The sequence below is a fragment of the Bifidobacterium sp. POST2/T3 (B1) genome (assembly GCF_058197115.1).
Genome location: NZ_JBVPQK010000340.1, coordinates 1 through 2,818, shown reverse-complemented (window position 1 = coordinate 2,818; position 2,818 = coordinate 1). Strand labels below are relative to the sequence as shown.

The following is a 2,818-nucleotide window of genomic DNA, read 5'->3' as shown; positions in this document are numbered from 1 at the left end:
GGTGTTGAAGAGGAATGCCTGTTGGTTCAGGTAGCCGAAAAGCTCAGGACGCTGATCCTGCAAGGCATCGACCGGTACTCCATTGATCAGGATGCGGCCACTGGTTGGGCGCAGGTCGCCTAAGAGCAGCTGAAGGACAGTCGTCTTGCCTTCGCCGCTGGGACCGAGCAGGGCCACCCGCTGCCCACCTTCAATCCTCAGGCTGAAGTCGTCCAGCAGCAGCGGGTCATCAGGACCATAGGAGAAGCTGACGTGGTCGAAGACGATTGACTTGATCGGCCCCTCCAGCTTGGTCTGGGCACTCGGCTCAATTCGCCGAGACTCGACACGCTCGGTCAGATCGTTCAGATGGTCCAGCGAGTCTGTGTAGAGGGGAACCTCAGCCACAGCCTGGGAGACCACGATGAAGCAGTCGACCAGCGGGAAAACCGCCAGGACCACGGCTGCCGCGAAGTCCGCAATCGAGGTGGAGCTGGTCATACGCAGATCCGCTCCAACAATCAAAGCCACCACCATGAGGGCGAAAATCATCTGGATGCCACAGTTGCGCCAGCGTTCGAACCGCTTCTGCTCTCTGCGGCCGGCGGCGATGTCGTTGAAGTCGCCAGACGCTGTATCCACGAAGCGCCGCCGACGGCGGGTGATCACCCAATCCCCCAAGCCCATGTAACTCTCGGTCACTGCAGTGTACTGGTCCTGCCGCCGTGCCTTCTCCATGTCGTAACGCCCGTCTGAATAAGCCAGCGAGACCAGCGGGACCAGAATCAGGATCAGGGCAAAAAGCAAGAAAAGCAGAAGCGAGGTCAGCCAGGAGAAAACGCCTACGGCGATGGTGACTACCACCCACATCATATAAGCCACGACCGTGGGGAAGATGGTGCGCAGGTAGAAGTTCTCCAGATGGTCCAGGTCGTCCGAAAGCATGCCCAGAACCGTACCAGTGCGCTCATGCTCGTTCAGGAAGGCCGCGTCCTGCGAGAGGGTGCGGTAGAGCTGAACCCGCAGCTTGGATACCACTCGGAGCACCCAGTCATGGCTCTTGATGCGCTCCAGGTACTTGAATGTGGGCCGTCCAATACCGAAGGCCCTGGTCAGAACCACCGGCACGTATACGGCGAAGATATTGAAGGGATGACGAGCCGACCTGCTGATCAGAAAGCCTGAGGTGAACATGAGTCCAGCTGCGCACACGAAGGTGATGGTTCCCAGGAAGAAGATCAGGGCAAGCAGCCCCTTGTTTTGACGAAGGTATGGCCAGAACCAATGATCCTTGTGCCAAATATGCATATAGCCCGACAGACCGCGGCCGCGGCGGGAGGCCTTCGCCGATCCCATGCCGTCTCTTCCGGCGGTTTCAGTCCTGCTGGTAGTCGGCAATCTGGTTTCCTCCCATCTCATCGATCAGCGCATCCAAGGGACCGCCCTGTCCAATCAGCTCATGCGGATCGCCCTGGGCCACAATTCGTCCATGTTCCAACATGATCACCCAGTCCATATTGGCCAGCCAGTGCAGCCGGTGGGTGGCCAGGACGACCAGATGTCCATCCATGATGGGCAGCAGGGTCTGCTTCAGGTCGTATTCGGTCTCGATGTCCAGGTGAGCGGTGGGCTCGTCAAAGAACAGAATCTCGCGCGAAGGGTCCAGGATACCCCTGGCCAGGGCGATTCGTTGGGCCTGACCGCCGCTGATGCCGCGGTTGCCCTCTCCGATTTGGGTGCCCAGACCTTCGGGCAATGTTTTCAGCCAGTCGGTCAGTCCAGCCCGATCGGCTGCACGGGCCACTTGGGCATCGTCCGCCTCTTGGTTGTAAAAGCGGATGTTGTCGGCCACAGTGCCGTGGAAGATGAATGGGTTCTGGGGAATGTAGCTGATGTGCCGCTGCCAGGCAGCCACGTTGCAGTGCTCCAGCTGATGACCATCCAGGTCTATAGTGCCTGCCTTGGGCTGGTCAAAACCCGCCAGCAGATCCATCAGCGTAGACTTGCCTGCTCCCGAACGACCGACAACGGCCACCTTGGAAAAACCGTGCAGGTTGAAGTTCAGACCACTTAGGGCCAGAGGCTGCTCCTCCGAACTCACGTCGGATCCATTGATCTGTGAATCTGCAACAGCTTCGACTCCAGTTCCCTGCGATGCCATGGAACTGGACTTTAACGATGACGGCTTCCCATCACCGTCATGAACCTTGGATGCCTTGGGCTTGCGGCTCTTCTTGCTGGTCTTTTGACTTTCGGACTTGGCCATGGCATCCATCTGCGCCCCGGCTGAGGCATTGCTCTCCACCGGCTTGGGACCAGGATAAGCGAAGTCGATTCCTTCCAGGCGCAAGTGGCTGTCTTCCTTCCACCCGGACCAGTCCAGTTCCTCCAAACGCTTGGGCTCTGGCTGGGCCAGCATATCCGCGATGTCATCCAAGGCGTTCTTGCCATTCAGCGTGGCGTGGAAGTCGTCTCCGAACTGGCGGATGGGCATGAAGTACTCAGGGGCCAGAATCAGGGCCAGGAGGGCTGGGAACAGTTCCACCTTGGCATTGATCAGGTTGTTGCCCAGGAAGACGGCCATGATGGCGATAGCCAAAGTAGCAAAGAAGTCCAGAGCAAAGGTGGAGGTCATGGCCACCCGGATAACGCTCATGGTCCGCTTGCGGAAACGATCCGAGACCGAATAGATCTCGTCCTCATACTCCTTGTCAATGCCCAGCATCTTCAGGGTCGGCAGGCCCAGAACCGTATCCATGAATCTGGTGTTGAGCTTGCGGAACTGAGCGTACTGCCGACTGGAGCGATCCCTGGCTGCCAGGCCCAGGATGACCATGAA

Annotated in this window: 2 protein-coding genes; both read right to left on the bottom strand. The window is 58.7% G+C overall.

Translation table 11 applies throughout. The features are described from left to right. Positions 1–1,335: amino acid ABC transporter ATP-binding/permease protein (locus tag AC0AP0_RS11305; protein WP_490430537.1), on the bottom strand; the 1,335-nt coding region annotated here is incomplete at its 3' end. 19 nt (positions 1,336–1,354) lie between these two features. Next, positions 1,355–2,818, bottom strand: a 1,464-nt coding sequence (locus tag AC0AP0_RS11300) for an ABC transporter ATP-binding protein/permease (RefSeq protein WP_490430536.1), incomplete at its 5' end; no start/stop codon positions are given.